At 71.0% G+C, this 23,050-nt stretch carries 22 protein-coding genes and 2 riboswitches; of the genes, 10 read left to right on the top strand and 12 right to left on the bottom strand.

Going from position 1 to position 23,050, the window contains the following annotated elements:
• Positions 1-14 precede the first annotated feature (14 nt).
• The 6 genes from ACEU5R_RS02795 to ACEU5R_RS02770 are packed head-to-tail and all read right to left on the bottom strand — an operon-like array spanning position 15 to position 5,911.
• Positions 15-1,436 (bottom strand): MmgE/PrpD family protein, encoded by a 1,422-nt coding sequence (locus ACEU5R_RS02795; protein ID WP_392409017.1) that lies wholly within the window; start codon positions 1,434-1,436, stop codon positions 15-17.
• The gene (locus tag ACEU5R_RS02790) at positions 1,433-2,344 is read right to left on the bottom strand and encodes a polysaccharide deacetylase family protein (RefSeq protein WP_392409016.1); all 912 of its coding nucleotides are present in this window, start codon (positions 2,342-2,344) and stop codon (positions 1,433-1,435) included. The genes ACEU5R_RS02795 and ACEU5R_RS02790 overlap by 4 nt, the downstream gene beginning before the upstream one ends.
• Positions 2,345-2,371: 27 nt before the next feature.
• The gene (locus ACEU5R_RS02785; RefSeq protein WP_392409015.1) at positions 2,372-3,190 is read right to left on the bottom strand and encodes an enoyl-CoA hydratase; all 819 of its coding nucleotides are present in this window, start codon (positions 3,188-3,190) and stop codon (positions 2,372-2,374) included.
• Complete coding sequence (locus ACEU5R_RS02780; protein WP_103276411.1) at positions 3,187-4,383, bottom strand: CaiB/BaiF CoA-transferase family protein; 1,197 nt, start codon at positions 4,381-4,383, stop codon at positions 3,187-3,189. The genes ACEU5R_RS02785 and ACEU5R_RS02780 overlap by 4 nt, the downstream gene beginning before the upstream one ends.
• Before the next feature lie 15 nt (positions 4,384-4,398).
• Positions 4,399-5,754 carry an amidase gene (locus tag ACEU5R_RS02775; RefSeq protein WP_103273742.1) on the bottom strand — a complete coding sequence of 452 codons (1,356 nt, stop codon included), beginning with the start codon at positions 5,752-5,754 and terminating at the stop codon, positions 4,399-4,401.
• Positions 5,747-5,911 (bottom strand): hypothetical protein, encoded by a 165-nt coding sequence (locus tag ACEU5R_RS02770; protein WP_158658393.1) that lies wholly within the window; start codon positions 5,909-5,911, stop codon positions 5,747-5,749. Before ACEU5R_RS02770 ends, ACEU5R_RS02775 begins: the two co-directional genes overlap by 8 nt.
• A 128-nt stretch (positions 5,912-6,039) precedes the next feature.
• On the opposite strand from ACEU5R_RS02770, the gene ACEU5R_RS02765 reads away from it, so the two are divergent.
• Both ACEU5R_RS02765 and ACEU5R_RS02760 read left to right on the top strand, forming a co-directional pair.
• Positions 6,040-6,699, top strand: a complete 660-nt coding sequence (locus ACEU5R_RS02765; protein WP_103273743.1) for a GntR family transcriptional regulator — start codon at positions 6,040-6,042, stop codon at positions 6,697-6,699.
• Between the two features lie 194 nt (positions 6,700-6,893).
• Positions 6,894-8,228 (top strand): MFS transporter, encoded by a 1,335-nt coding sequence (locus ACEU5R_RS02760; RefSeq protein ID WP_392409014.1) that lies wholly within the window; start codon positions 6,894-6,896, stop codon positions 8,226-8,228.
• 71 nt (positions 8,229-8,299) lie between these two features.
• On the opposite strand, the gene ACEU5R_RS02755 is transcribed toward ACEU5R_RS02760, so the two are convergent.
• The gene (locus ACEU5R_RS02755; RefSeq protein WP_392409012.1) at positions 8,300-9,526 is read right to left on the bottom strand and encodes a D-amino acid dehydrogenase; all 1,227 of its coding nucleotides are present in this window, start codon (positions 9,524-9,526) and stop codon (positions 8,300-8,302) included.
• Between the two features lie 46 nt (positions 9,527-9,572).
• A riboswitch (glycine riboswitch) is annotated at positions 9,573-9,654 on the bottom strand.
• A 3-nt stretch (positions 9,655-9,657) separates the two neighbouring features.
• A riboswitch (glycine riboswitch) is annotated at positions 9,658-9,759 on the bottom strand.
• Positions 9,760-9,931: 172 nt separating this feature from the next.
• Here ACEU5R_RS02755 and ampC point away from each other — a divergent pair.
• Positions 9,932-11,098 (top strand): class C beta-lactamase, encoded by a 1,167-nt coding sequence (gene ampC / locus ACEU5R_RS02750; RefSeq protein WP_392409011.1) that lies wholly within the window; start codon positions 9,932-9,934, stop codon positions 11,096-11,098.
• A 64-nt stretch (positions 11,099-11,162) separates the two neighbouring features.
• Here ampC and ACEU5R_RS02745 read toward each other — a convergent pair whose 3' ends face one another.
• Both ACEU5R_RS02745 and ACEU5R_RS02740 read right to left on the bottom strand, forming a co-directional pair.
• A complete protein-coding gene (locus ACEU5R_RS02745; RefSeq protein WP_392409010.1) occupies positions 11,163-12,176 on the bottom strand; it encodes a 3-hydroxybutyryl-CoA dehydrogenase in 1,014 nt (337 codons plus the stop codon).
• A 1-nt stretch (position 12,177) separates the two neighbouring features.
• A complete protein-coding gene (locus tag ACEU5R_RS02740) occupies positions 12,178-13,275 on the bottom strand; it encodes an NAD/NADP octopine/nopaline dehydrogenase family protein (RefSeq protein WP_392409009.1) in 1,098 nt (365 codons plus the stop codon).
• Between ACEU5R_RS02740 and ACEU5R_RS02735 the strand changes: the two genes are divergently transcribed.
• On the top strand, positions 13,274-13,921 hold the full coding sequence (locus ACEU5R_RS02735; protein WP_158658394.1) for a hypothetical protein: 648 nt from the start codon (positions 13,274-13,276) through the stop codon (positions 13,919-13,921). The genes ACEU5R_RS02740 and ACEU5R_RS02735 overlap by 2 nt on opposite strands.
• 31 nt (positions 13,922-13,952) lie before the next feature.
• On the opposite strand, the gene ACEU5R_RS02730 is transcribed toward ACEU5R_RS02735, so the two are convergent.
• Positions 13,953-14,930: an AraC family transcriptional regulator gene (locus ACEU5R_RS02730; protein WP_103273750.1), complete on the bottom strand. Its 978-nt coding sequence runs from the start codon at positions 14,928-14,930 to the stop codon at positions 13,953-13,955.
• A 216-nt stretch (positions 14,931-15,146) separates the two neighbouring features.
• Here ACEU5R_RS02730 and ACEU5R_RS02725 point away from each other — a divergent pair, with 216 nt between their 5' ends.
• The 5 genes from ACEU5R_RS02725 to ACEU5R_RS02705 all read left to right on the top strand — a co-directional run bounded on the left by ACEU5R_RS02725 (position 15,147) and on the right by ACEU5R_RS02705 (position 19,947).
• Positions 15,147-16,550: a spinster family MFS transporter gene (locus tag ACEU5R_RS02725; RefSeq protein ID WP_392409007.1), complete on the top strand. Its 1,404-nt coding sequence runs from the start codon at positions 15,147-15,149 to the stop codon at positions 16,548-16,550.
• Between the two features lie 96 nt (positions 16,551-16,646).
• The gene (locus tag ACEU5R_RS02720) at positions 16,647-17,069 is read left to right on the top strand and encodes a CopD family protein (RefSeq protein ID WP_103273752.1); all 423 of its coding nucleotides are present in this window, start codon (positions 16,647-16,649) and stop codon (positions 17,067-17,069) included.
• A gap of 336 nt (positions 17,070-17,405) precedes the next feature.
• Positions 17,406-18,167, top strand: a complete 762-nt coding sequence (locus tag ACEU5R_RS02715; RefSeq protein ID WP_233772873.1) for a MetQ/NlpA family ABC transporter substrate-binding protein — start codon at positions 17,406-17,408, stop codon at positions 18,165-18,167.
• A 21-nt stretch (positions 18,168-18,188) separates the two neighbouring features.
• Entirely contained in the window at positions 18,189-19,310 is a 1,122-nt protein-coding gene (locus ACEU5R_RS02710) for a methionine ABC transporter ATP-binding protein (protein WP_392409006.1), read from the top strand.
• Positions 19,291-19,947 carry a methionine ABC transporter permease gene (locus ACEU5R_RS02705; RefSeq protein WP_103273754.1) on the top strand — a complete coding sequence of 219 codons (657 nt, stop codon included), beginning with the start codon at positions 19,291-19,293 and terminating at the stop codon, positions 19,945-19,947. The genes ACEU5R_RS02710 and ACEU5R_RS02705 overlap by 20 nt, the downstream gene beginning before the upstream one ends.
• A 22-nt stretch (positions 19,948-19,969) precedes the next feature.
• Here the strand turns inward: ACEU5R_RS02705 and ACEU5R_RS02700 are convergent, their stop codons facing one another.
• Positions 19,970-20,977 carry a hypothetical protein gene (locus tag ACEU5R_RS02700; RefSeq protein WP_103273755.1) on the bottom strand — a complete coding sequence of 336 codons (1,008 nt, stop codon included), beginning with the start codon at positions 20,975-20,977 and terminating at the stop codon, positions 19,970-19,972.
• Positions 20,978-21,132: 155 nt separating this feature from the next.
• Here ACEU5R_RS02700 and ACEU5R_RS02695 point away from each other — a divergent pair, with 155 nt between their 5' ends.
• Positions 21,133-22,323, top strand: coding sequence for a trans-sulfuration enzyme family protein (locus tag ACEU5R_RS02695; protein ID WP_392409005.1), 1,191 nt, complete (start codon positions 21,133-21,135; stop codon positions 22,321-22,323).
• 34 nt (positions 22,324-22,357) lie between these two features.
• Here ACEU5R_RS02695 and ACEU5R_RS02690 read toward each other — a convergent pair whose 3' ends face one another.
• Positions 22,358-22,795, bottom strand: a complete 438-nt coding sequence (locus ACEU5R_RS02690) for a hypothetical protein (RefSeq protein ID WP_392409004.1) — start codon at positions 22,793-22,795, stop codon at positions 22,358-22,360.
• Between the last annotated feature and the right edge of the window lie 255 nt (positions 22,796-23,050).

Here is a 23,050-nt window from a genome sequence, read left to right as displayed (position 1 = left end):
TACGGGACAGCACACTAGTCGGCGGCCGACAGCAGCGCGACGATCTCGCGCAGCTCGGCCGCATCCTCCAGGCGGCGCAGGCGGCGGATCAGCGCCTCGGCCCGGTCCGGCGGCACGGGAGGTTGGGCCGAGGCGCAGCAGGCGCGGAACTTGGCGTCTTGCGCGGCTTCGTCCAGCGGCAGCGCCGGGCTGCCCGGAAACTCGGGCATGTCCAGCGCCAGGCAGCGGCCGTCCCGCAGATGCAGTTCCACGCGCTGCGGGCACATGGCGTTGGGATCGGGATTGCCGTCGTCCAGCACCTCGATGCGGGCGGCCAGCTCCAGCCGGCGCGGATCGGCCAGTGCGTCCGGATCGAAATCCTGGATGCCCACCTGGCCATGCAGGATGGCCGTGGCGACGGTGTAGCCCATGCACAGTCGGGCGGTGGCCGAGTCCATGCCGGGCCGGGCGGGCCGGCCGACCAGGCGCACGATCAGCGACGACGCGTACACCTTCATGCCGGCGATGTCCCCGGGCCGCAGCGCGTGTTCGCGCATCAGCCGCAGCGCGGCGCCGATGCCGCTGTGCGTGGCGCGTCCGGTGGGGTAGGGCTTGTGGCTCATGCGCGCGATCTGGAAGACGCGGCCGACGTCGCCGGCGACTTCGTCCCAGCGCGCCTGGCCGGCGTCGTAGAGCGCGAAATAGCCGAACGGCCCCTCCAGGATGTCGCGCGGGCCGGGAAAACCGGCGCGCGCCAGCTCGAAGGCCGTGACCGCGGCGCGCGCGTTCAGACCGACCTGCAGGCCGACGGCGGGCGAGCCTTCGATGTGCGCCTGCATGGTGCCGGACAGATGGCTGTAGGCCAGGCCGAGGGCGTCGCGCGTGGCGGCCTCGTCCAGGCCGGCGAGCTTGCACAGGGTGGCGGTGGCGCCCAGCCCGCCGCACATGGCTGGCCGGAAGAAGCGCATCGGCGCGCGCTGTGCCAGCGCCACGTGGATGGCGAAGTCCAGCCCTGCGGCCACGGCGGTGATCAGGCGCCTGCCGTCCACGCCGCCCTCGCGCTCGGCATAGCCCAGCGCGGCGGGCGCGATGCAGGCGAAGGCGTGCACCACGGCGCGGTCATGGATCGCGTCGAATTCCTGGTTGAAGACCTGGTAGGCGTTGAGCATGACCGCGCTGGCCAGCGGCAGCCGTTCGCCGCTGGCCCAGACCGTGGCCTCGGCGCCCTGGCCCAGCGCGGCGGCGGCGTGCTTGAGCGCCGCCATGCGCGGGTGGCGCGAGCCCGACAGCCCGACGCCGATGGCGTCCAGCAGGAAGGTCCGGGCGGCGGCGACAGCCTCGGCCGGCAGGTCCTCGTAGCGCAGGCGCTGCAGGTGCGCGACCAGCGCGTCGATGGCGCTGGCGGCTGGCTGGGACGGCTCCGCGTCGCGCGCGGCGGTGGTCTGCGCGCCGCTCATGCCTGGTCTCCCGGCGCGCCGCGCAGCGGCGGCGAGCACTGGCCGGCATACCACGCGTACAGTTCGGCGCCGGTGACGAAGCGGGTCATGGAATGGCGCTGGAGCCGGTCCAGCATGGCCTCGAAATCGGGGTAGCGATGCGGCACGCCCATCAGGTGCGGATGCAGTCCCAGCGTCAGCACGCGCGGCATGCCGGACGCGGCGGCCTCGCGCGCGTAGACGTTGAGCGTGTGATCCAGCCGGCGGCCGAACTCGCCGGTGGCGTGCTTTTCCACGGCATGGATCACCGAATCGTTCAGCTCCAGCGCATAGGGCAGGGCCAGCAGCGGGCGCGGGGCGGCGCGCATCCAGTTGGGCAGGTCGTCCAGGCACCAGTCGAACACATAGTCCACGCCAGCCTGCGCCAGCAGGTCGGGCGTTTCGCTGGTTTCACGCAGGCCGGGCGAGAGCCAGCCGCGCGGGCGCGCGCCGCTGAAGCGCTCGATCCGGTCCAGCGCGGCGGCGATGGCCTCGGCCTGCCCGACGCCGCCGTCCTGCGACAGCGCGCGCTGGTGGATGCCGTGGCCGATGAATTCCCAGCCGGCCTGCAGCAGCGCGTCGGCGGCCGCCGGATAGGCGTCGATGACCGAGGCGTTCAGGCTGGCCGAGGCCGGCAGGCCTCGGCCAGCGATGGCGTCGATCATGCGGGGCAGGCCGCAGCGCAGGCCGTATTCGGCCCAGCTGAAATTGGGCACGTCGGGCACGTTGCCGATGCCGTGCGGCGGGGTGAGGATGGTGCGCGGCATGGGCTGGTCGAACGGCCAGTGTTCCACGTTGACGACCAGGTGGACCAGGATGGGGCGTCCGTCCAGGCCGGCCAGCGGCGGGCGCTGGCGCGGCATCAGGAAGGGAATGCGGGGATTGTTCATGATGTCTGTCGGCAAGTCCGGACGGCGTCAGCGGCCGGTGAAAACGGGGTCGCGCCTTTCGGCGAAGGCGCGGCGGCCCTCGGCGTAGTCGGCGCTGTCGAAGCATTGGCGCACCAGCGCGGCGATGGTCTCCAGTTCGGCGGCGGAGGGTTCGCGCATGGATGCCAGTATCGCCGCTTTCGCCGCCCGCAAGGACAGGGGCGCGTTGGCGGCGATGCGTTGCAGGCGGGCCTGGGAGAGCCGCTCGAAATCGTCCAGCGCGAAACGCTCGTGCAGCAGTCCGCCGGCCTGCGCCTGTTCGGCGTCCAGGGTGCGGGCGGTGTAGAACAGCTCGAAGGCCGCGGCCATGCCGGTCACCGCCACCACGCGGCGCATGTCGGCATAGCCATAGCCCAGGCCCAGGCGCGCGGCGGGCATGCGAAAGCGCGCGCTGGCGCTGGCATAGCGCAGGTCGCAGGCCAGCGCCAGGCCGATGCCGCCGCCCATGCAGGCGCCCTGGATCAGCGCCACCGTGGGCGCCGGAAAGCGCGCCAGCGCGTCCTGTGCCTCGGCAACGGCCTGGTTGTAGACGGCGGCCGCCTCGGCGCTGTCGCGGGCCTGGTCGAATTCGCTGATGTCGGCGCCCGACACAAAGGCCTGCGAGCCCGCGCCGGTCAGGGCCAGCACCCGCAGGTCCGGCGCTTCGCGCAACCGCGCCAGGCTGGCCGCCAGCTGCCGCCACATGGCCAGCGTCATGGAGTTGCGGCGAGCCGGGTTGCTGATCGTCAGCGTGGCGATGCCGTCACGCAGCGCTTCCTGGATGTGGCCGGCGGGCTGGCCGCCGGCCGGCGAGGACGCGCCGGTCATACCACGCCCTCCGCGCGCAGGCGCGCGATGCCGGCGGCGTCGTAGCCCGCTTCGGCCAGCATCTCGTCGGTGTGCTCGCCCCAGCCCGGCGCGGGCCGGGCGATGGCGGCGGGCGTGCGCGTCAGCGTGACGGGCTGCGAGATCAGGCGGTAGGCCTGGCCATCGTCGCCGGTCACCGACTGTGCCACGCCCAGGTGCCGCACCTGCTCGTCCTCGAATACCTGGGGAATGGTGTAGACCGGGCCGGCCGGCACGCCGGCGCGGTTCAGCAGCTCGACCCAGTGGGCCACGCTGGCTTCCCGGAAGCGCCGCGCCAGCGCCTCGTTGAGCGGGGCGCGGTTGGCCACGCGCAGTTTCTCGGTGGCGTAGCGCGGGTCTTGCAGCCACTGCGGCGCGTTCAGGCAGTCGCACAGGCGCTTCCAGTTGCCCTCGCCGGAGGCGCCCAGGTTGAAGGCGCCGTCGCTGGCCTCGAACAGGCCCATGGGGCTGCTGGTGGGATGGTCGTTGCCGGCCTGTGCGGGCGTATCGCCTTCGTTCAGGTAGCGCGCCGCCTGGAAGTCCATCAGCGCGATCTGGGTATGCAGCAGCGAGCTGTGCACCCACTGGCCCTCGCCCGAGCGCTCGCGCTCCAGCAAGGCCAGCAGGATGCCGACCGCCGCGTAGATGCCGGTGCCGCAGTCGGCCACGGCCAGGCCCGCGCGCAGCGGCCCGCCGCCGGCATGGCCGGTGACCGACATCAGCCCGCCCATGCCTTGGATGATCTGGTCAAAGCCGGGCCGGCCCGCATAAGGGCCGGCCTGGCCGAAGCCGGAGATGCTGGCCAGGATGATGCGCGGGTTGATGGCGCGCAGGTCCTCATAAGCCAGGCCCAGTCGCGCCTTGACGTCCGGGCGCCAGTTCTCGACCACCACGTCGGCGGTGGCGACCAGGCTGCGCAGCACGGCCAGGCCTTCAGGCTTCTTCAGGTTCAGCGTCAGCGAACGCTTGTTGCGGTTCAGGTTCTGGAAGTCGCCGCCGTGGCGGTCGGCGGCGAACATGGCTTCGTTGGGATCGACGCCGGCGGGCGGTTCGATGCGGATGACGTCGGCGCCGAAGTCCGCCAGGATGCGCACGCAGGTCGGGCCGGCGCGCACGCGCGACAGGTCGAGGACGCGAAAGCGCGACAGGGCGGGGGAGGCGGTGATCTTGGACATGGTGGTTCCCATGGGTCAGCGTTGCAGAAACGTGGAGTGAGGCAGGGCGAACTGGCGGGCGAAGGCCAGCATTCGCGCCTCGCTGCCCGGCGCGCCGATCAGCTGCGCGCTGACGGGGCGACCGCGGCCGTCCAGGCCCACCGGCAGCACCAGCGCCGGCAGGCCCAGGAAATTGACGTAGGCGTGATGGCGATGCAGCGCGGCCAGCGCGCGCGGGTCGAAGGCGGGGCTGGAGGTCGTGACCGCGTCGCGGTCCGGCACGCCTTGCGGGAAGCAGGGCGCCAGCAGCAGGTCGGCGTCGCCCAGGCTGCCGGCCAGGAAGGCCGCGCGCAGCGGCGCCGCCTGCGCCAGCGCGTGGCGATACCAGACGGCCGGCATGGCCCAGCCCGGCAGCGCGATGGCGCGGGTCGACGGGGCCAGCGTGTCCAGGTCGCCGCGCACGGCCGCCGCCAGCGCCAGCGCGGCCTCGGCGTGCAGCACGATCTGCGCCAGCCGGTTCAGGCGGTCCAGGTCGGGCAGCGCGGCCGGCTTCAGCCTGGCGGCGCCGCGCAGGCGCTGCTCGAAGCCGGTCAGCGCGGCGGCGACCGTGGGATCTTCCCCCTGCGCATGCAGCGCATTGGCGATACGCCAATCTCGCGGGCGCGCCAGCTCGCGCTCCAGCGCGTCCAGCCGCAGGGGCAACCCGGGATCTTCGTCGCCGGCGGGCAGGGCGGCCGCGAAGACGCTGGCGGCGTCCAGTGCGTCGCGGGCGATCACGCCCACCGTGTCCAGCGTCGGCGCGAGCGGGGCCACGCCTTGCGCGGACAAGCGTCCCGGCGTGGGCTTCAGGCCGATCAGGCCGCAGGTCGCGGCCGGCATGCGGACCGAGCCGGCGGTGTCCGTGCCCAGCGAGGCCGGGCACAGGCCGGCCGCCACCGCGACCGCCGAGCCGCTGGAAGAGCCGCCGACCGCCGCCGCGCTGTCCAGCGGGTTCATCAGGGCTGGCGCGTGCGGGTTCTCCGCCGTGGCGCCGCAGGCATGTTCGGCCATGGCCAGCGCGCCCAGGTTCAGCGCGCCATGCCCGGCCAGTCGCCGCAGCACCGCCGCGGCGGGACGGGGCGTGCCCGTCGCTCGCGGGCCGCCCAGGCGGGGCGCGTGCCGGCCGGTGTCGAAGGCGTCCTTGTGCGCCAGCGGCACGCCGGCCAGCAGCCCGTCCGCGTCGGCGGGGGCCGATGCGGGGGCGAACAGCTGGACCACGCAGCCCAGCGGCGCGGCGCGGCGCGTGAAGCCGGCGGCCAGGGCGGCGACGTGGGCGTCGCGCAGCGGCGGCGCGGCGCGTCGATAGGCTGCGCGCGCGCCGGCCACGGAGAGGAAGGCAGAGGCGTCAATCATGGCCGTCCTCGCGCGGCGCGATCTCGGCGGCCACGGCCGACAGGCGCATCAGCGTGCGGGCGACGGCCCGTTGCGCGTCCGGCGGCACGGCCAGTCCGTGGCTCAGGAAGGCCAGCTCGACCCAGGACTGCCAGTCTTCCTTGCGTTTCTCGTCCATGACGGGTGTCTCCTGCTACGCTTAGGTCTTAAAATAAGATTCCAGTGTCATAAATATATTTATAGAAGTCAAGAAAATAATATGACGAACCGTGCACGCCTGAACCTTTCGATTCCGGGAGCGCCGCGATGAAGGCCGCCGAACGCATACGCCTGTCCATCGAGGAATCCATCCGCGACGGCAGCCTGCTGCCGGGCGACGCCGTGGACGAGCAGCAGCTGATGCAGACCTACGAGGTGTCGCGCACGCCGGTGCGCGAGGCCTTGCTGCAATTGCAGGCGCAAGGGCTGCTCAACAGCCTGCCGCGCGGCGGCATGGTGGTGGCCAAGATGGACGTGGCGCAGCTGCTGGCGATGTGGGAACTGCTGGCCGAGCTGGAGGGCATCGGCGCGCGGCTGGCCTGCGAACGCATGACGCCGGCCGAGCGCGAGGAACTGGCCGCCATCCACGAACGCGCCGGCGCGGTGGCGCGGCGCGAGGACGCGGAAGCCTGGCAGGACCACAACCGGCGCTTTCACGACGCGCTCTACCAGGGCGCGCGCAATCCCTATCTGCGCCAGGAGATCCTGCGCATGCGCTCGCGCACCGGCGCCTACCGCCGCCACGCCTATTCGGCCTTCGGCCACCTGGCTTCCTCGTGGGCGCAGCACGGCGAACTGGTCGCCGCGATCCAGGCCCAGGACGCGGGCCGCGCCGCCACGCTGATGACGCGGCACATGAGTCCCGGCCAGGGCTCGATCAGCTTCGCGTCCTTCATCGCGGCGCTGCCCAAGGATCTGCTGGCCTGAAGCCGGAGGGTCGAGGGAACGGACCGGCGGCGGATTCGGCCCGCCGCGGGTCCGACTGCGGGTAAGCCCTGATTACTGCATTTTTTCGATGCTTCAAAATATATTTATAAGAAATTTAAAAATCTTGATGCGTCGCCCTGCCTGGTTGTAACGGGTTGGGCCCCAACCCAGTCCGGTACACCAAGGAACTAGTCATGGATGCCGTATCCCCGCAGCCCGCCGCACAGCCGGCCCCGCAGCATTCCCGAGGCGATGCCCCGGCCGTCGATTCCGCCCGCATGCACAGCAAGGTCGCGTGGCGGCTGATTCCTTTCCTGATCTTCCTGTTCCTGCTCGCCTGGATCGACCGCGTCAACGTCGGCTTCGCCAAGCTGCAGATGCTGCAGGACCTGCGTTTCAGCGAGGCCGTGTACGGCCTGGGCGCGGGCATCTTCTTCATCGGCTATTTCCTGTTCGAGGTGCCGAGCAATCTGCTGCTGCAGCGCATCGGCGCGCGCAAGACCCTGGCGCGCATCACCATCCTGTGGGGGCTGACGTCGATGGCCATGGCCTTCGTCACGACGCCGTTCTCGTTCTATCTGCTGCGCTTCCTGCTGGGCGTGTTCGAGGCGGGCTTCTTTCCCGGCGTCATGCTGTACCTGACGTACTGGATCCCCGCCGGCCGGCGCGGCCGCATCAACGGCTGGTTCATGACGTCCTTCGGCATCGCCGGCGTGGTCGGCGGTCCGATCGCGGGCCTCATCATGAGCGGCATGGACGGCGTGGCGCCGTTGCGCAACTGGCAATGGCTGTTCGTGCTGGAGGGCATACCCTCGGTGATCGCCGGCATCGTGGTGCTGGGCTACCTGCCGGACCGGCCGCGCCAGGCGCGCTGGCTGTCGGCCGCCGAGCAGACGGCGCTGGAAGCCGAGCTGGAGGCCGAGCAGCGCCACGGCGGCAAGCACGCCAGCTTCGCCCAGGCCCTGCGCCAGCCGGCGCTGTGGCTGTGCACGGCCGCCTACTTCTGCATCGTCGGCGGCAACGCCACGCTGGCGTTCTGGATGCCTTCGCTGGTGCGCGAGCTGGGCGTGCGCGGCGCGCTGGACATCGGCCTGCTGTCGGCGATCCCCTTCACGCTGGGCACCGTGGCGATGGTGCTCAACGGCGCGCACTCCGACAAGACCGGCGAGCGGCGCCTGCATTGCGCCGGCGCCACGCTGGTCGGCGCGGCGGGGCTCGCGCTGACCGCCGCCTACATCGGCAATCCCGTGCTGGCGATGGCCGCGCTGAGCGTGTCCGCCATCGGCGTGCTGGGCGCGTTTCCCGTGTTCTGGGCGATTCCGGCGGGCTTCTTGACCGGCACGGCAGCCGCCGGCGGCATCGCCTTCATCAATTCGGTCGGCAACCTGGCGGGCTTCGCCACGCCCTTCATGATGGGCTGGATGAAGGAATGGACCGGCGGCGTGGCCGCCGGCCTGTACGTGGTGGCCGCCATGCAGCTGACCTCGACCGCGATCGTCGCGCTGGCGATGCGCCGGCTGGCGCGCTAGCGCAAGGCGACGGGCGGCCACCCGCTGGCGGCGAACGGCGGTCCGCCGGTTGCGGCCGCGTCCGCGTCGTCTCAGTGCGGCCGCAACCGTTCGCCGACGCTAGCCGCCAGCAATTGCGCGGTGGCCGCCGACAAGGTCCAGCCCAGGTGGCCGTGGCCGGTGTTGTAGAACACGCCCGGCCGCTTGCCCGGACCCACGCGCGGCATCATGTCCGGCGTCATCGGGCGCAGCCCGCACCAGGGCACCACGCGCGCCGTCCTGACGCCGGGGAAGTGGCGGCGGGTCCAGTCCACCAGCGGCTGCACGCGTTCGGCGCGGATGTCCAGGTTGTAGCCGTTGAACTCGGCGGTGCCGGCCACGCGGAAGCGGTCGCCCAGCCGGCTGGTGACGATCTTGGCGGCCTCGTCGAGCAGGCTGACGCGCGGCGCGGCCTCGCGGCTGGCGGCGTCGTCCAGGTGCACGCTGATCGAATAGCCCTTGACCGGATAGATGTTGACCGTGTCGCCCAGCTGCCGCGCGAAGCGTCGGCTGGCCGCGCCGGCGCAGACCACCACGGCGTCGGCCTGGTGCCGGTCGTCGCCGCCGTCCGTGTCGGCCAGGTCCAGCGCGTAGCCCGTGCCGTCGGCCGCGATCGCGGCGACGTCGGCGTCCTGCACGAAGCGCACGCCCAGTCGCTCGCAGGCCTGGGCCAGCCCGCGCGTGAACTTGTGGATGTCGCCGGTGGCGTCGGACGGCGTGTAGAAGCCGGCGTGGCAGGCCGTTTGCAGCGCCGGCTCGATGTCGCGAGCCTCCTCGGGCGTGACCGCGTAGCGTTCCAGGCCGCCTTCGCGCAGCAGCTCGTTGCCGCGTCGCGCGGCCTCGAAGCTGGCGGCGTCGTGGTAGATGTGCAGGATGCCGCGCCGCTCCAGGTCGAAGTCGATGCCTTCGGCCTCGGCCATGTCGTACAGGTGCTGGCGCGCCTCGATCGCCAGCCGGGTGGTGGCGATGGTGTTGCGGCGGTGGTTGGGGATCTGGCGCATGAATTGCAGCAGCCAGGAATACTTGTGCCAGCTCAAGCGCGGATTGAGCAGCAGCGGCGCGTTGCTGCGGCCCAGCCAGCGCAGACCCTTGAGCACGGTGGCGGCGCTGTTCCAGACCTCGGCGTTGCTGGCCGACAGCTGGCCGCCGTTGGCGTAGGAGGTTTCCATCGCGGGATAGCGCTGGCGGTCGTAGACGGAAACGTCGTAACCCTGCTTGCGCAGGACGTAGGCGGACGTGACGCCGGTGATACCGGCGCCAATGATGGCGATGCGGGGCATGATTGCTCCAGATGGCGTGGCGACGGCCGGCCGGCCGCTGCACCCCATCTGTCCCGGTACCTGAGAGCTTTGCCCGGCGCGTGCCGGGGTTCCCCTTCGGTGGGCGCGCAATGCGCCTCTCTCCAGATCGTCTACACCGCGCAGTCCTGTCTGCCTGAGAGTTTCCGGGGCGGTTGCTCCGTCGGCGCCCGCCGCGCGGCCGGGCCGGGGCGAGTCTCTTCTGCGGGGTGTTTGCTACGACCGTGGCAGGATAGCCAAATATTTCGCGTCCTGGAATTCAGGGTTAGTACCAGTATGGGCGCGGCGGCGCTACCATCCTGGGTTCGCGCGGGGCGCGCGCCGGCATGCCGGTCGCCGCCGCCTGGCCCCGCCCGCCTTGCTTGCGCTGTTTTCCGGGAGTTCTCCATGCGCCTGTCCGCCTTGTTCCGCCGCTGCCTGCTGGCCGTTGCCCTTGCCGCATCGCTGCCCGCGTCGGCGCTGTCCCCCATCTACGACGCCGACGCCCGCGTGCGCGCGGCCGTGCTGACGGTGATGAAGCAGCATGAAATCGCCGGCATGGCGGTGGCCGTGACCCGGCAGGGCGAGCAGCATTTCTACAGTTTCGGCCTGGCATCCTGGGAGACGCGCGTCCCGGTCACCAACGACACGCTGTTCGAAGTGGGCTCGATCAGCAAGACCTATTCGGCCACCTTGGCCGCCTATGCGCAGGCGCTGGGTCGGCTGTCGCTGGCGGATCCGGTCGAGCGCCACGTGCCCGAGCTGGCGGGCAGCGCTTTTGGCAAGGTCTCGCTGCTGGGCCTGGCCACGCACACGGCGGGCGGCTTTCCGCTGCAGGTGCCTGACACGGTGCGCGACCGCGCCCAGCTCATGGCCTATCTGCAGGCCTGGCAACCCAGCTACGCGGAGGGCACGCGCCGCACGTATGCCAATCCCAGCATCGGCATGCTGGGCGTGGCCACCGCCAATGCCATGGGCCAGGCCTATGTGCCGCTGATGCAGGGCACGCTGTTGCCCAAGCTGGGCCTGCCCAGCACCTATCTGCAGGTGCCGGCCGACCAGATGGCGCGCTACGCGCAGGGCTACGACAAGCGCAACCAGCCGGTGCGCGTGAGTCCCGGCGTGCTGGCCGACGAGGCCTACGGCGTCAAGACCAGCGCCCGCGACCTGCTGCGCTTCGTGGAACTGAACCTGGGCGGCACCAGCGGCGACGCCAAGCTGGATCAGGCCATCGCCGACACGCACCGGGGCTACTTCGAACTGGGCGGCATGACGCAGGACCTGGTGTGGGAGCAGTACCGCTATCCGGCGCCGCTGGATACCGTGCTGGAAGGCAATTCCAACACGGTCGCCTTCGAGACGCACGACGTGCGCGCGCTGCGTCCGCCGCTGGCGCCGCGCGCCGACGCCTGGATCAACAAGACCGGCGCCACCAATGGCTTCGGCGCCTACGTCGCCTTCGTGCCGGGACGCCGGATCGGCATCGTGATCCTGGCCAACCGCAACTATCCCAACGCCGATCGCGTGCGCCTGGCCTATGAGGTGCTGGACGCGCTGGAGACGGGAGGCCGTTGAGCAGGCGCGTGGGGCAGTCGCGGCGGCGGGCGCTGCCTAGGCCGGTCCGCCGGACGGTCTCCGGTCAGGCGGCCGGCGCCGCGCCGGCGCCAGCCCCGTTCAGCGCCGAGCCGCAGCGCGGCAGCAGGCCCAGCAGCGCCAGCCGGTCGCGCAGCTGCTCCAGCCGCTGCATCCGATACGCGTCCACGTCCACGCCGGCGTAGTCGTAGAAGCCCTGGCCGTCGCGCAAGCCGTTGCGGCCCTGTTCCATGTTGCGCGCGATCACGTCCGGCGCCGCGAAGCGCGGGTCCAGCGCGCCGGCCAGGTAGCGCGAGGCGTAGTAGAGGATGTCGCCGCCGCCCCAGTCGATGAATTCCAGCAGGCCCAGCACCGAGAAGCGCAAACCGAAGCCCAGGCGCACGGCGGTGTCGATGTCCTCGGCGCTGGCCACGCCTTCCTCGACCATGCGGGCCGCCTCGTTCATGGCCAGCGCCTGGATGCGCGGCACGATGTAGCCGGCGGACGGCGCGCACATCACCGGCGTCTTGCCCGCCATGCGCAGCAGCTCCAGCAGCTGGTCGGCGGCGGCGTCGCGGGTGGCGGGGCCCCGGCTGACTTCCACCAGCGGGATCAGGCTGGCCGGGTTGAGCCAGTGCGCGTTCAGGAAGCGTTCCGGATGCGCCGTCAGCGCCGCCAGTTCGGTGACCAGGAAGGTGGACGTAGTGGAAGCCACGACGGTCTCGGCCGGGCAGGCCTTGTCCAGCCAGCGCAGCGCGTCACGCTTGGCGTCCAGGCGTTCGGGCACGGCCTCGAACACCGAGCGCGCCGCGCGCAGGTCGGCGGCCGCATCGTCCCTCGCGCGCAGCCGCAGCCGGGCCAGCGCGGCGTCGGCCTGGTCCTCGCTCAGCACGCCCAGCCGCGCGAGCATGCCCAGCTCGGCCCGCACGGCCACGCGGGCCGCATCGTGGACGCGCGCCTGTTCATCGGCGGCGCGGGGCTTGAGGTCGATCAGCGACACCTCCAGGCCGGCGATCAGGTAGGACGCGGCGATGCCCTGTCCCATGCGGCCGGCGCCGATCACGCACAAGGGGGCGGCCATCTCAATAGCCCTCTTGCAGCAGCGCGCGCATGTCGGCGCGCGACAGCGCGGACAGGCCCAGGTTCTCCAGCGTGCGGCCCTCGGCGTACAGGTCGCGCCCGGTCAGCGCCGAGGCCAGGGCCAGCAAGCCCTGCGCCACCGGCATGGGCACGCCGGCCCAGCGGCCCGTCGATACCAGGAAGGACAGCCCCAGCCGCGTGTCCTCCAGCATGTAACGGTGGCGGTGCAGGTCGATGGTCTCCCGCCAGTCGCCGCTGTCGGTCAGGCGGCCATGGGCGCCGCGCCCGTACATCCATTCATCGCCTTCCTGGGCGTAGTGGTCGGCCAGCGGGAAATGCGGCGCGCCATAGCCCAGCGCCTCGCGCAGCGCCACGCGCTCGGCGTCCAGCGCATCGGTCACGGCGCGGATGGCCGGCTGGGTGCCTTCGTTGTGGATGTCCCAGCGCTCGAAATGCTGCAAGGGACCGGCGTTCATCAGGATGAGCGGCGGGTGGATGATGGGGCCGGCATTCATGAGCGCGCCGGACAGGCCGTCGCCCGCCGGCTCCACGCTGGGATAGGCCTGGGCCAGCCGCCGCAGCGCGGCATCGGCCAGCCGCAGAGGCAAGACGCCGGTGGGCAGGCGCGTGGCGTAGCCGCTGATGACCACGCGCTGGCCGTGCTTGCGCGCCAGGTAGGGCAGGGTGCCGGTCTCGGCATAGGCGACCTGCGCGCGGTTGCCGGCCTGGCGCTGGGCGTGTGCGAACAGCTGGCAGCCGAAGGTGCCGGGCGGCAGGAACACCACCTGCCCGTCCTCCAGCAGCGGCGCGAGCCGGGGCGCCAGCTCGTCGTGCGTGGTGGCGGGCAGCGGAATGACGATCAGCTCGGCGCCCTGGACCGCGTCGCGCAGTTCGCGCGCCAGCCGCAGCTGGCCGGGGCCGTCGCCGACGGCGATGCGGCGGGTGCCGCGATAGTCGGTGACCTCCAGCCCGCCGGCCTTGGCCAGCGCGGCGCTGGCCTCGGCGTCGCGCCGCCACCAGCGCACCTCGTGGCCTTTTTCGTGCAAGTCCGCGGCGGCCGCGTAGCAGCCGTGTCCGCCTCCGATGACAGTGACGCGCATGATCGTGCTCCTTGATGACGATGCGACGATCCTAGCGGCGCGGATGGAGGCCGGTCTGCGCCGAACGCGCAAGCGCCGTTCCATTCCGGCAAGGGATTCGGGCGGCCTGGCGGTGTGCTACAAACCACGGCGGGCGCATGCTCCAATTTTCGACATCGCTTTCCAACAGGTCGTCAGCATCATGAAAATCCTTGCCGCAGCGCTATTGAGCCTTTCGTTCCTGGCGGCTTCCGCCGTTGCCGGAGCCGATGCCAGCGCCGATCTCAGTCCCGACACCAATCTGGACGAGGCCGAGCTCGTGGCGACGCTGGAGGGCGGGCATTGGCGCTCCGGCGATGCGAAGGGCACTTACCGGGTGATCCTGGAGAACGTGGGTTTCGAGCACGTCAGCTGCCGCGTCTGGATCGAGTGGCTGGCCGATGCCAGGTCCGGCGGCGCCAAGTCAGGCCAGCCGCCGCGCGTCGTGGCCCGGGTGCCTTACGCCGAGATCTCCAACGGCTTCTGGTCCTGCGGACCGAAGCGCAACGGCCTGTCGGGCGTCACGCTGACCATACCCGCCAAGCATGCCTATTCGGGCGAGGCCCGCAAGTTCCAGGCGGTGCTGGGCGCGCCGGGCGAATACCGCCATCGCGGCGCCGGCGGCTGAGCCCAGGCGCGGGCGGCGGCCCGTGCCGGCGCTAGCGGCCGCGCAGCGTGTCCGACGGTCGACAGCCGTAGCGCTTGCGGTAGTGGCTGGCGAAGTGGCCGAAGCTGGTCACGCCGTGGCGCAGCAGGATGTCGGTGACGTTGTCGCCCGGCCCGGCCTGTTCCAGCGCCGCGTGCACGCGCGCCAGCCGCAGGCCGCGGATGTAGTCGATGGGGCTCTGGCCCAGGAAGCGCGCGAAGCCGTTCTGCAGGGTGCGCGTGGACACGCCGGAGAGCGCGGCCAGCTCCGCCAGGGTGACGGCTTCGTCCAGATGGCTTTCGATGTAGTCGCGCGCGCGCCTGACGTGCAGCGGCAGCGGCTGCCGGCGGTCGGCGCGCAGCGCGTCGCTGTAGTTATGCGGCAGCTGCATCAGCAGCAATGACATCAGGTAGTCCGGGAAGCCCGCCGCCAGCGCCGGCGCCAGCCGGTCGATGTCGGGGTCCTGGTGCAGCCGGCACAGATAGTCCAGCGTCTGGCGCACCGCCGCCATGCCCGACGAACCTTCGGCCACGTCCACGTCGAACACCAGCGGCGCCCTGAGCGGACGCTCCAGCAGCTGTTGCAGGCGGCGTTCCAGCGCCGGCCGCTCCACCCGCAGGATCAGGCTGCGGCAGTCGCTGCCGACGCGGATGAGGCTGCGCTCGGAGGGCGAGGAGACGGTCAGGCTGCCGGCGCGGATGGCGGCGCTGCGGCGACCCAGCTCGACCATGCCGCTGCCGGCCAGCGTGGCGCGCACCAGGTAATAGCTGGCGATATCGCCGGCGTCGATCTCGACCTCGGCGCCATAGCGCAGGTCGAACAGCGCGGCGCTGCCGAAATACACGCCGTACAGGCGCGACTGCAAGGGATTTCCCTGAGGCACGCGCATCTGGTGCGACCACAGGTGATGGCTGACCTGATCCCGGATCTCGGCCATGTTGGCCGAGTCGAGCAGGCAATGGCGTTGCAGCGGAATCGAGTCTTGGAACATGCTTTCCTGCGCCCCGGGAACAGTGCTTGCGCGCCCCGTATAGAGCCGCGCCCGGCAAAGGCCTACAACTGACGGACCAGGCCGCGCCCGCCGGGCCGGCCTGGGAACTCCAGGACGGGCGCCGCGCGGCGGCCGGACCTGGCGCACACAAGCAGGCGATGCGCGGCCGGCCGGAACAAGGCTGGCGCGACAGCGCCGCCACGCAAGGGAAAAGACATGACTGGCGATATCCCCGACAGCGCGCCCGCGCGCCGCTACGCCTACGAATGGTACGTGGTCCTGGTCTGCATGCTAGCGTACATATTTTCCTTCGTCGACAGGCAGATCCTGGCGCTGATGATCGAGCCGATCAAGCGCGACCTGGGCCTGAGCGACACGCAGTTCAGCCTGCTGCACGGGCTGGCGTTCTCGCTGTTCTACGCCTTCATGGGCATCCCCATCGCGCTGTTGGCCGACCGCTATTCGCGGCCGCGCATCATCGCCATCGGCGTGGCCTTCTGGAGCCTGGCGACCGCCGTCTGCGGCCTGTCGCGCAACTTCGCCCAGATGTTCCTGGCGCGCATTGGCGTGGGCGTGGGCGAGGCGGCGCTGTCGCCCGCCACCTACTCGATGCTGAGCGACATGTTCCCGCGCGACCGGCTGGGCCGGGCAGTGGGCGTGTACTCGATCGGCTCATTCATCGGCGGTGGACTGGCCTTCCTGATCGGCGGCTATGTGATCAACCTGCTGAAAAGCGTGGACACCGTGGCGCTGCCGCTGCTGGGCGCGCTGCGGCCCTGGCAGGTGACGTTCTTCGTGGTGGGGCTGCCGGGCCTGCTGGTGGCGCTGCTGATTCTGCTGACGGTGCGAGATCCCGGCCGGCGCGGCCTGCGCCTGGGCGCCGACGGCCGCGCCAGCAAGCCCGCCATCGGCGACACCTTCCGCTTCCTGGCGCGGCACCGGCGCACGTTCTGCTGCCACTTCCTGGGGTTCTCGTTCTACGCGATGGCATTGTTCGCGCTGCTGGGCTGGACGCCGGCCTTCTATATGCGCAAGTTCGGCCTGTCGCCGACCGAGGCGGGCTATATGCTGGGCGCGGTGGTGCTGGCGGCCAACACCGCCGGCGTGTTCTGCGGCGGCTGGCTGATGGACGCGCTGGCGCGGCGCGGCCACGCCGACGCGCCGTTGCGGGCCGGCGTGATCGGCGCGGCCTGCATGGCGGCGCCGGCGGTGGCGTTCACGCAGGTCGATTCGCTGTGGCTGTCGGTGGGGCTGCTGTTGCCGGCCATGTTCTTCGCGTCCTTTCCCATGCCCACGTCGACGGCGGCGATGCAGATCCTGCCGCCCAACCAGCTGCGCGCGCAGGTCTCGGCGCTGTTCCTGCTGATCTCCAACCTGATCGGGCTGGGCCTGGGCACCACGGCGGTGGCCTTGCTGACCGACCGCTGGTTCCGCGATCCGGCGGCGGTGGGGCAGTCGCTGTCCGCGCTGATCGGCTCGGCGGCGGTCGCCTGCGTGGTCCTGCTGGCGATGGGCTGCGGCAGCTACAGGCGCAGCCTGGCCGCCGAGGCGACGGCCGGCGCGGTCGAGGCGTCCGATGGCGCGACGCCGCTGACGGCGCGGCCGGCCTCGACCGCGTAGCGGCTACGGGCTGCGGCGCCGGGGCGCGACAATTCGTCGCGGTTCGGGCGACGCCACCGGCGCGCCGCCGCGTGTGCCTGCGGCGATAATCCGCGCATGACCTACCAACTCCTGAAAATGCTTCATGTCGCGGCCGTGGCCGCGTGGCTGTGCGGCTCGCTGTTCGTGTCGCTGTTCTTGCTGACGTCCCAGCCGCAGGAAGGCGAGGCGCCCAAGGAACGCAAGATGCTGGGCGCGCTGCGCCGCTGGACCCTGTTCGTGACCACGCCGGCCATGGCCCTGAGCTGGCTGGTCGGCCTGCACCTGGCCATGAGCCTGGGCTGGTTCGCGATGAACTGGATCTGGGTCAAGATCGGCATCGCGGCGGTGCTGTCGGCGCTGCTGGGCATCCAGAGCGCGGCGCTGGGCCGCATGGCGCGCGGCGCCGGCGGACGGCCGCCGGCGCTGGATCTGTATGCGCCGTTCACGGTGCTGGCGGCCGCGGCCATCGTCACGCTGGCGGTGGTCAAGCCGTTCTGAGCGGCGCGGTCCGGCCGCGTCCGCGTGTGGCGCCTTCAGGCTGCTTGCTGCAATCCGCAATGGGCCGGCATATGCGCCCGCGCCATATGGAAACACCCGTGTAATAAGGACTCAACCAAGTATTCGTTCGCCCGCGATAAGCGCGTCCCTAGAATCGTCTCACTCTCATAACTGCACAGACTTAGAGGCGATTCCATCATGACTACCCGTTTTTTCATCGCCGAACTGGCCCAGGACGAAACGCAGCCCGTCGGAGAGCGGCAAGCGCACGCGGCGCGCTCGGCGCGCGGGCGGTTTTTCAAGCGCTTGCTGGGCGCGATCCTGGCCTCGGCCGCCATGTTCCACGGCCCGGCCTTCTCGGCCGATCCCAAGCCCTTGAAGGTCGGCGTGCGCGGCGGCGTGGACGAGCAGATCTGGGAAGTGGTGGCGCGGGTTGCCAAGAAGAACGGCCTGGCCGTCGAGCCGGTGGTGATCACCGGCACCGCCAGTCCCAACGAGGCGCTGAACAACGGCGACCTGGAAGCCAACTCCTTTCAGCACATTCCCTTCCTGAAAGACCAGATCAAGCAGCGCGGCTACAAGCTGGTGCCGGTGGCCAATACGCTGATCTCGCCCATCGCCTTCTATTCGAAGAAGTACAAGTCGCTTCAGGACCTGCCGCCCGGCGCCAAGGTCGGCATCCCCAATGATCCCAGCAACCAGACGCGCGCGCTGGTGGTGCTGCGCGACCAGGGACTGATCACGCTCAAGGATGGCTTCGATCCGTTCACCGGCACGGCCACGCTGGCCGATGTGACGTCCAACCCCAGGAAACTGGAGTTCGTCGAGAGCGCCTCGGTGGTGCTGGCGCGTTCGCTGCCGGACGTGGACACGGCGGCCATCGTCAACAGCTTCGCCTACCAGGCCGGCCTGATCGCCACGCGCGACGGCATCGCCGTGGAGAAGAAGGAAAACAATCCCTACGTCAACATCATCGTGGTGCGCGAGCAGGACAAGAACGCGCCCTGGGTGCCGGAGCTGGTCAAGGCCTACCATTCCGAGGAAGTGCGCCAGTTCATTCTGAGCAAGTACGAAGGTTCGGTCATTCCGGTGTTCTGACGCCGGCTGGCGCGATCCATCATGAAGCACTACGAACTTCCCCTGGCCGAGCCGCTGGCCGGCGCGGCCCCGGCCAGCGCGCCCGAGGCGGCGCGCGACCGCGAGCACATCGTGTTTGACAGCTTGCAGAAGCGCTACCAGGGGCCGCAAGGTCCGGTGGCGGCGCTGTCGGACGTGTCTTTTTCCATCGCGCGCGGCGAGATCTTCGGCATCATCGGCCGCAGCGGCGCGGGCAAGTCCACCTTGCTGCGCACCATCAACATGCTGGAGCGCCCCGGCGCCGGCCGCGTGCTGATCGACGGCGCCGATGTCGGGCAGCTGGACGAGGACGGGCTGGTGGCGCTGCGGCGCCGCATCGGCATGATCTTCCAGCACTTCAACCTGCTGTCGGCCAAGACCGTGGCCGAGAACGTGGCGCTGCCGCTGCGCGTGGCCGGCGTCAAGCCCGCCGCCGCGCGCGTCCGGGTCGACGCGCTGCTGGACCTGGTGGGCCTGCGCGACAAGGCCGATGCCTATCCGGCCAAGCTGTCCGGCGGCCAGAAGCAGCGGGTCGGCATCGCCCGCGCGCTGGTGCACGAGCCGCGGATCCTGCTGTGCGACGAAGCCACGTCGGCGCTGGATCCCGAGACCACCCAATCCATCCTGGCGCTGCTGCGCGACATCAACCGCAAGCTCGGCCTGACCGTGGTGCTGATCACGCACGACATGGCGGTGATCCGGGAGATCTGCCATCAGGTGCTGGTGCTGGACGGCGGCCGCAAGGTCGAGCAGGGCGAGGTCTGGCGCGTGTTCGGCGATCCCAGGGCCGAGGCCACGCGCGCATTGCTGCGGCCGCTGCAGCACGACCTGCCGGCCGACCTGGCCGCGCGCCTGTCGCCCGAGCCGCAAGGGCCCGGCGCCAGCGGCGTGCTGCGGCTGCGCTATACCGGCGCCGGCCGCGCGCAGGGCGTGCCCCTGGCGGCGCTGGCCGCGCTGGGACCGGGCGCCACGCTGCTGCATGGGGGGCTGGACCGGCTGGGCGGCCACGCGCAAGGCAGCCTGCTGGTGTCGGTGCCCGCGGGCATATTGCGGCAGGAAGCCGCGCGCGCCGCGTTGGCGGCGGATCAGATCGAGGTGCTGGGCTATGTCGCTGCCGATGCTTGATAAATACCTGCAGGCTTTCCTGCAGACGCTGGCGATGGTGGGCGTGTCGGCCGTGATCGCCATCGCGCTGGGCCTGTCGCTGGCGCTGGTGCTGACCGTGACGGCCTCGGGCGGGCTGTATCCGAAGCCGCGCCTGAACCGCGCGCTGTCGATCACGGTGAACACGTTCCGCGCGATTCCCTTCATCATCCTGCTGATCGCCATGCTGCCCTTCACGCGGCTGCTGGTGGGCACCACGCTGGGCACCTGGGCGGCCATCGTGCCGCTGTCGGCCAACCTGGTGCCGTTCTTCGCGCGCATCGCGCAGGTCAGCCTGAACGACGTGGACCCCGGCCTGGTCGAGGCCGCGCGCGCCATGGGCTGCCGCCGCCTGCACATCGTGCGCCACGTACTGCTGCCCGAGGCCTTGCCCGGCATCATCGGCGGCATGACGGTCAGCGTGATCGCGATGATCAACGCCTCGGCCATGGCGGGCGCGGTCGGCGCGGGCGGGCTGGGCGACCTGGCGATCCGCTACGGCTACGAGCGCTACGAGACGCGCGTGATGTTCGAGGTGATCGTGATCCTGATCGCGCTGGTGTCGATCGTGCAGTTCACCGGCGAATGGCTGTCGCGCCGCGCCGACCACAAGCGCTGACGCGGCGATGCGGCGGCGTATGTCAGGGCAGGGTGGCCGGCAGCAGGCTGGCCAGTTGCTGCGCGCCCAGCTGGTCCTGTTCGCGGACCAGGGCGTCGACGCGGGCCTGGTGCTTCCGATAGCGCGCCAGGTCGTCGTCGCGCTCGAACAGCAGCTGTCCGCCGCGCGCGACCCAGTAGGGGCGGTTGTCGTCGAGCAGCGTGATCATCTGGCCGAATTCGTCGAGGATGCGCGTTTCCAGGTCCCAGGCCCGGTTCACGTCGCGCAGCCGCGCCGGCCGCTGCGCCGCCACGCCGTCGAGCATGCGGGTCCTGGCGTCGTCGTCGATGTCCAGCGCGCGTATCAGCGCCGGCATGTCGTCCAGCGCCTGCTGGTTGCGCTGGCGGTAGGCCGGCAGCAGGCGGCCGGCCAGTTCGAGAATCATGCGGCTTTCCACCAGGCCCGTGTCGCGCGCCAGCCGGCCCGGATCGAACAGTCGCGGCAGGCCGATGTCGTCCAGATCCTTGACGTAGGCCTTGTGCTGCGCGAGCCGCTGGCCGGCCACGGTCTTGACCGCGCGCTCCAGCTCGCCGTAGGCGCCGTGGGCGCGAGGCGTGGGATCGATGTCGGGCAGCGCGCCGGGTTTCTCCGCGCCGCCGGCCATGCGGCGCAGCACGGCCATGGCGTCGCGGATGCCGGCGTTGGCCAGCTCGCGCTGGCGGTTCTGCTCGATCCGGCTCCAGGCCTGGCCGGCATCACCCAACAGCATCACCAGGCCCACGACCAGCACGATGTACAGCTGGCGGCGGGGATCGCGGAAGCGCTTGCCGATCGAGAACAGCGCACAGACCAGCAGCGGCGGCAAGGCCAACATGCCCAGCACTTCCAGGCTGGTAGCGGGCTGGCGCGCCAGCAGCATGCGCAGCGTGCCCTCGGCCATGTAGACCGCGCAGGCCAGCAGCAGGGGCAGCAGCCAGCCCGCGCGCCGCTGCGCCGCCGCGGACAGTGGCGCCTGGCTTGGAGCCTGGATGGGCCCGGATTGCGGGTTCATGGGATGCCGGTTGGGAATGCGTGGGGGATCTCAAAATGTAACAACGCCGCGCGGCGGCGTCAATGCGGCGCCGGCGCGCCACGGCGGCAGGCAGCACTTTCCGGCGCGGCCATGGCCGCGTCTTCGATGAACATGGACCACACAGGAGTCCCGTCATGACCGATCACTCGCAGCAAGGCTTCGCCACGCGCGCCATCCACCTGGGCTACGACCCGCTGCAAGAGCAGGGCGCGCTGTCGCCGCCGCTCTACCTGACCTCGACCTACACGCAGGAAAGCCTGGAGGCCTTCGATGAGATCCGCCTGGGAGAGCGCAGCGGCTACGTCTATGGCCGCACGCGCAATCCCACGCAGGCCCTGCTGGAAGAGCGGCTGGCCTCTCTGGAGGGCGCCGAGGCCGCCGTCGTCACCGCGTCCGGCATGGCCGCGATCTCGGCCACGCTGTTCTCGCTGCTGCAAAGCGGCGACGAGATCGTGGTCGACCAGATCGTTTACGGCACGGCCTTCACGCTGTTCACGCAGGGCCTGGCGCGTTTCGGCGTGCGCGCGGTGTTCGCCGATTTCACGCGCCCGGAGACGGTGGCCGCCGCCATCGGCCCCAAGACCCGCGCCGTGTATTTCGAGACGCCGGCCAATCCCAACCTGCGGCTGGTCGACATCCAGGCGGTGTCGGCCATCGCGCGCGGCAAGGGCCTGCTGACCATCGTCGACAACACCTTCGCCACGCCGGTGCTGCAGCGTCCCTTGGCGCTGGGCGCCGACCTGGTGCTGCATTCGGCCACCAAGTACCTGGGCGGCCATGGCGACCTGCTGGCCGGCGCCGTGGCCGGCCGCAAGGAACTGGTCGACGCGGTGCGCCTGCAAGGGCTGCGCTACTACACCGGCGCGACGCTGTCGCCCTTCACCGCCTTCCTGGTGCTGCGCGGCCTGAAGACGCTGGAGCTGCGCGTGCAGCGTCACAGCGAATCGGCGCTGCGCGTGGCGCGGCTGCTGCGCGAGCATCCGGCGGTGGCCGATGTGTTCTACCCGGGCCTGGCCGACACGGCCGGCGCCGAGATCGCGCGCCGCCAGCAATCGGCCGGCGGCGGGCTGGTGGCCTTTGAATTGAAGGGCGGGCTGGATGCGGGCCGGCGTGTGCTCAATGGCTTGAAGCTGGCGCGCATCGCGGTCAGCCTGGGCGATCCCGAGACGCTGATCCAGCATCCGGCGTCGATGACGCATGCCAGCTATTCGGCCGAGGACCGCGAGCGCTATGGCTTGTCAGAAGGACTGCTGCGTTTGTCGGTGGGACTGGAGACGCCCGACGATATCCTCGCGGACCTGAAGCAGGGGCTGGATCGCGCCTAGTTCCCGCGTCGGCGGTCGCCGGGCTGGCGTGGTGTCAGGGCGCGGCGTCCGTGGCGTCGCCGCGCCAGGCCAGCCATTCGCCCTCGCGCAGCCCATCCCTGGGCGCGCGCCGCGCCGCCGCCACGCCCTGGCGCAGCGCGGCCAGGTCCAGGCCGGGCAGGCGGCGCAGCAGCGCCGGCGGCAGATGGTCCGGATCCAGCGCGTCCGCGTCGAAGTCCACGGCCAGCAAGCCGCCGCCGTCGCTGGGCACGCGGATGAACCAGCTGGCTTCCAGATAGTCGCCGCTCCAGGGATCGGGAAAGCCCGCCAGCAGCAGGCGGAAGCCGAACTCGCGCACGTTGGCCCAGGGCCAGAATTCCGTCACGCCCGCCGCGCCGGCGTCGCGCCAGATGCCTGCGTCGTCGACGTGCACGCGGCTGGCCGGTGGCTGCGCGGGGTGGCGGGTGCAGAGGCGTTTCAGGCGTGACCACATGGGCAATGGGTGATGGAAGGGGGCGGACAGGGCAGGGTAGCAGGTCCACGCATTGCAAAAATGTTACAAGCATTGATCCGGATCAAACAGGCCCGGCGGCGAGCGGGTTAGGGTTGCCGTTTTTTCCTCGCCGGTCGCGGGCGGCTGTTCGCCGCTCGTGGCCCGGGCCACGCGCAGCAAGGACCATGACCATGACAGACAAGACCACGCCATCCACCGAATCGGACACGGCGGACGCGACGCGCAAGCGCGCCA

This window comes from Achromobacter sp. 413638, assembly GCF_043119405.1.
In the GTDB taxonomy this organism is placed as follows: domain Bacteria; phylum Pseudomonadota; class Gammaproteobacteria; order Burkholderiales; family Burkholderiaceae_B; genus Achromobacter.
Note: the sequence above shows the minus strand (reverse complement) of the source record. Positions and strands in the feature narration are given on the sequence as shown.